The organism is Inquilinus sp. (assembly GCF_057815775.1).
Genome location: NZ_JBYRFX010000923.1, coordinates 1 through 5,283, shown reverse-complemented (window position 1 = coordinate 5,283; position 5,283 = coordinate 1). Strand labels below are relative to the sequence as shown.

Genomic DNA, 5,283 nt, shown 5'->3' with positions numbered 1-5,283 from the left:
GGGGGAGGGGGTGTCGATCGAGGGAGCCCGCGGCGGTCTTTCGGCAGCCGATGTCTCCAGTCCTTTCGCGCGCCGACGCGCGCAGACCCCTCCCCCTACCCCCTCCCGCAAGGGGAGGGGGAGGATAATGAGCCAGGCCTGAGCCTCAGGCCGTCTCGACCGCCTTCAGGCCCAGCTCCTCCTCCATCGCCTGCCGCATCCGGAATTTCTGCATCTTGCCGGTCACGGTCATCGGGAAGGCGTCGACGAAGCGGATATGGCGCGGGATCTTCTGGTGGGCGATCTGGCCATCGCAGAAGGCGTGCACCGCCTCGGCGGTCAGGCTCTCGCCCTCGCGGATCCGGATCCAGGCGCACAGCTCCTCGCCGTATTTCGGGTCGGGCACGCCGAACACCTGCACGTCCTGGATCTGCGGGTGGCGGTACAGGTACTCCTCGACCTCGCGCGGATAGATGTTCTCGCCGCCGCGGATCACCAGATCCTTGATCCGGCCGACGATGTTGCAGAAGCCCTGCGCGTCGATCACCGCGAGGTCGCCGCTGTGCATCCAGCCGGCGGGGTCAACCACCTCGGCCGTGCGGTCCGGCTGGTCCCAGTAGCCGCGCATCACGGAATAGCCGCGGGTGCACAGCTCGCCGCGCTGCCCGCGCGCTACGATCCGGCCCTCGGCGTCGACGATCTTGACCTCGAGATGCGGCAGGACCCGGCCGACGGTGGACACGCGCCGCTCCAGCGGGTCGTCGACCGCGCTCTGGAAGCTCACCGGGCTGGTCTCGGTCATGCCGTAGCAGATGGTGATCTCGCCGATGTGCATCTGGCTGACCACCCGCTTCATCACCTCGATCGGGCAGGGCGACCCGGCCATGATGCCGGTGCGCAGGCCGGTCAGGTCGAATTCGCCGAAGCGCGGATGGTCCAGCATGGCGATGAACATGGTCGGCACGCCGTACAGCGCGGTGCAGCGCTCCTCCGCCGTGGTCGCCAGCGTCGCCAGCGGGTCGAAGCCCTCGCCCGGATAGACCATGGCGGCGCCGTGGGTCACCGCGGCCAGATTGCCCATCACCATGCCGAAGCAGTGGTACAGCGGCACCGGGATGCAGATCCGGTCCTGCTCGCTCAGCGCCAGGCCGCGGCCGACGAAGTAGCCGTTGTTCAGGATGTTGTGGTGGGTCAGGGTCACGCCCTTGGGCGACCCGGTGGTGCCGCTGGTGAACTGGATGTTGGCCGGGTCGTCGAATTGCAGCGTGCCGGCCAGCTGGCGCAGCCGCTCCTGTTCCACCGCGTCGCCGAGACCGGCAACATCCTCGAAGCGGATGGTCCCCGGGGCGGTCCCTCCGATCTGGATCACGCTGCGCAGCGCCGGCAGCTTCGCCGCCTGCAGCCGGCCGGGCTCGGACCCTGCCAGCTCCGGCGCCAGGGTATTGAGCATGCCGAGATAATCGCTGGTCTTGAACGACGTGGCGGTGACGATGGCGCGGCAGCCGACCAGGTTCAGCGCGTATTCCAGCTCGGACAGGCGATAGGCCGGGTTGATGGTGACCAGGATCAGCCCGGCCTTGGCGGCGGCGAACTGGGTCAGTGCCCATTCCGCCCGGTTCAGCGACCAGATGCCGATTCGGTCGCCCGGCTGCAGCCCCAGGGCGAACAGGCCGGCGGCGAACGCATCGGCCTGGGCGGCGAGGTCGCGCCAGCTCCAGCGGATGTCTTGCGCCCGGTCGATCAGCGCCGGCCGGTCGGGCCAGCGTTCGGCCGCCCGGTCCAGGGCCTGGCCGATGGTTTCGCCGAGCAGCGGTGCGTCGGCAATGCCGCTGACATAGCTCGGTGCCGGTTCGCTGGCCATGCGTCTCCCCCAAGACAGGGCCGGTTGTGTCCGGCGTCGTGACCGGACCAGCTTAACCGTAGCGGGCCGATGGGGCTAACAGATCAGGTGCCGGCGCGATCCGAGCGGCTTGCGCAGCTGCATCGAGGGGCGGCCCAGGGTCCTGTCGAGGTCGCGATAGCCGCCGATCAGCTCAAGGGCGCGGACCCGCAGGCCCTCGCTGATCCGGCCGACCGCCGATGCCACCTCGTCCTCCAGCCGCATCAGCAGGTCTTCGATCTCGCGCAGCTGATGGGTGCGGCCGGTGCCGGCGGTCTGCCGTTCCGTCCGCTTCGGGTCCAGGATCGCGTCATAGAGCGCGTCCAGCCAGGCGACGAGATCATCGACGGTGTCGATCGACGTGTCGGTGCCGTCGCTGCGCTGGAACCTGATCGGGGGATCGATCCGGGCGGTATCGACCATGGCGCTGCCTCCTCCATCCCATGGGGAACATACGGGTCCGGTTCATGCCATCGCTCGGCACCAACTGAACGAAGCGAACCCCGGGGGAGTTCCCCCACTCTACGCAGCGGGGGCAGCATCGGATCACCGCAAGGCGGCGATAAGGCCATGAAACGGCAGAATTATTCCATCCAGCCGCGCACGTCGTTGGCGGCGACCAGGGCCTTGTCGAAGGCGCGCAGGTCGAAGCGCCGGACCTCGTCCTCCTCGGCGGTGGTCAGGGCGCCGCCGCGGGTCATCTCGACCTCGGCCGCAGCATCCTCGCCCTTGCGCAGGCATTCGACGGCGCGCTTCCAGTTCAGGCGCTGGCGCATCGACGGCCCGGCCCCGGTCTGGGCCCAGTCGCGCAGGCCGATGCACAGGGACGCGAACAGCAGCAAGCCGGGATCGCTACTCGATTCCTCGGTCATCACGGTGACTCCAGATACAGTGGTTTCAGACTGACATGGGCCGGCACGCCACGGCGGCAACCGGCCCGATCGGCCAGGAAGGGTTGGTTTCGGGGGCCTGGGCTAGCCCAGGGCGGCGCCCTGCGTCAACCGCCCAAGGCCGGGACCCGGCCTTGCAATGAGCGGGATTGGCCCTTTGCTACCGCGCCACCGCCAGCGGCCGGATCTCGCCGGTGGTGCCGTCCGCCAGGCCGAGATCGGTGACATGGGGCCCCGGGTTGCAGGCCAGGCTCGCCCCGGTCACCGCCTTGAAGGTGCGGTAGGGCGGCTGCCAATCGGCGATGCGGTCGGCCGCCGCCTTCAGCGCGGCGAAATCGGCCGCGACCTCCGGTGCCGTTGCGTCCGACAGCAGGCCGCAGACCGGCAGCGCCACCAGCGCGGTCACGGTGCCGGCCTCGGCCACCGCCATGCCGCCGCCGGCCGCGATCACCGCATTGGCCGCCGCCGCCATGTCGGCCGGGTCGCGGCCGAACACAGTCAGGTTGTGGCTGTCATGCGAGATGGTGGTGGCCAGCGCGCCGCGCCAATGGCCCCAATCATCCAGGATGCCGATCTGCGGCACCGCCGGGCGCCGGCCATGGCGGTGGATCACCGCCATCAGGATCCTGTCGTCCGGCAGCACCACCGCGCCGTCCGCCACCGCGACCTCCAGCGCGCGCCATTCGGTGAAGCGCGGCCGGAAGATGCTGTTCACCTTGGCGGCGCTTTGGCCGGGCAACCGCAGGACGAAGTCGCCGGCCGTCAGCGGCGGGACCTTGACGCTGTCGTGGAAGGCATCCGCCGGCCGCCCCAGCGGGCCGGTGGTCAGCCGCCCATCGACCGCGACCTCGCGGCCGGAAGCAAACACCCGCTCGACACCCAGCGTCTCCAGCCCGTCGAGAATGACCAAATCGGCGCGGCGGCCGGGCGCGACCAGCCCGAGGTCGCGGCGGGCCAGCCGCATCGCCGCATTCAGCGTCGCCGCCCGGATCGCGTCGATCGGCCTCATGCCGTAGCGGATCAGCCGTCGCAGGACGTCGGCGATGCCGCCGACCGCGACCAGATCGTCCGGGAAGATGTCGTCGGTGCAGATGGTCAGCGTCTGCGGCAGGTGGGGCAGGGTGGCCAGCGCCGCCACCGCACCGGGCAGCACATAGTCGTGCGACCCGCGCAGCTCGATGGCGAAGCCGGCGCGCAGCTTCGCCAGCAGATCATCGCCGGAGGTGACCTCGTGGTCGGACTGGATGCCGGCGGCGGCGAAGCCCTGCAGCGATGCGCCCTGCAGCCCGCGGGCATGGCCGCAGACCAGCTTGCCGCTGGCCAGGCCGGCACCGACCACGCCCTGCATCGGCTCGCTGCGGTCCAGCACGCCGCGCATGTTCATCACCTCGGCGACGCCGGTGATCTCAGGCCAGCGCAGCATCTCCGCCATCTCGCCACCGGTGAAATCGGCGCCGCCGACCTCCAGCCCGGGGGCGGAGGGCACGCAGGACGGCGCCAGGGTCAGGATGCGCAGCGGCAGGCCGCGCCCGGCATCGACCGCCCAGCGCACCCCCGCCAGGCCGGCGACATTGCCGACCTCATGCGGGTCCCAGCAGATCGTGGTCGTGCCCTGCGGCACCACCACCTCGGCATAGCGCCGCGGCGTCACCATCGAGCTTTCGACATGCATATGCGTGTCGATCAGCCCCGGCGCCACGAAGCGGCCGGCGGCGTCGATGACGCGCCCGGCATCGCTGCGGCTGCCCGGCGCATGCACGCTGGCGACCAGCGCACCGACCAGGCCGATATCGGCGGCGCGGATCTCCGACGTCGCGACATCGACCACCTGGCCGCCGGTGATCAGGACATCGAAGGGCTCCAGCCCCTGGGCGGCGCGCACCGCACGGTCGCGCAGGCGGGGATCGTCGAGGTCATGGGGTTCACGGGTCATGACGGCAGCCTCGGTTGGGCGGAAAATGCGGCGCGGTCGAGCGCGCCGAGCACCAGGGCGCGGATGCGCGCGACATCCGGCACGGTGGCGATATCTGCGTTGGCGGCGGCCTTGCGCGGCACCCGCCATTCCACGACGGTCATGCCGCGGGTCAGGCGGCCGGACAGTTCGGCATCCAGCCGGGCCGGGCGGAAGGCGACCGTCTCCGGCTCCAGATACGCCGCCGCGGCGACCGGGTCGTACAGCGTGTGCGGCGCCGACCCGTCGGGCTGGACGATGCGGGCATAGCCATCCAGCAGATCGGCCAGCACCGCGGCCTTGTCGCCGCTCACGGTGCGCAGGCGGTCGGCATCGGCGACCGAGACCTGCACCGGCCGGCAGGCATCGAGCCCGACCATTGCGATCCGGACGCCGGCATCGATCACGACCTGGATCGCCTCGGGGTCGACGGCGGCGTTGAATTCGGCGGTCGCGGTGTGGTTGCCCGGCCCGGCGCTGCCGGCCCTGGCACGCTATCTCGAAAGCGGTGGCGGCGACATCCTGGCGCTGGGGCCGCTGACCAACATCGCGGCGCTGCTGGCCGCCCGGCCGGACCTGGCGCC

At 70.8% G+C, this 5,283-nt stretch carries 4 protein-coding genes and 1 pseudogene; all 5 read right to left on the bottom strand.

From position 1 onward, the window contains the following. Positions 1-145: 145 nt before the first annotated feature. Complete coding sequence (locus AC3XYG_RS32965) at positions 146-1,840, bottom strand: AMP-binding protein (RefSeq protein ID WP_489144116.1); 1,695 nt, start codon at positions 1,838-1,840, stop codon at positions 146-148. A gap of 75 nt (positions 1,841-1,915) precedes the next feature. Next, a complete protein-coding gene (locus AC3XYG_RS32960; RefSeq protein WP_489144115.1) occupies positions 1,916-2,281 on the bottom strand; it encodes a hypothetical protein in 366 nt (121 codons plus the stop codon). A 161-nt stretch (positions 2,282-2,442) separates the two neighbouring features. Further along, entirely contained in the window at positions 2,443-2,730 is a 288-nt protein-coding gene (locus AC3XYG_RS32955) for a hypothetical protein (RefSeq protein ID WP_489144114.1), read from the bottom strand. 178 nt (positions 2,731-2,908) lie between these two features. Further along, a complete protein-coding gene (locus AC3XYG_RS32950) occupies positions 2,909-4,681 on the bottom strand; it encodes an adenine deaminase (RefSeq protein WP_489144113.1) in 1,773 nt (590 codons plus the stop codon). After that, positions 4,678-5,169 (bottom strand): annotated as a pseudogene (locus AC3XYG_RS32945) (nucleoside hydrolase); the annotation flags it as partial. The pseudogene AC3XYG_RS32945 and the gene AC3XYG_RS32950, both read right to left, overlap by 4 nt. Between the last annotated feature and the right edge of the window lie 114 nt (positions 5,170-5,283).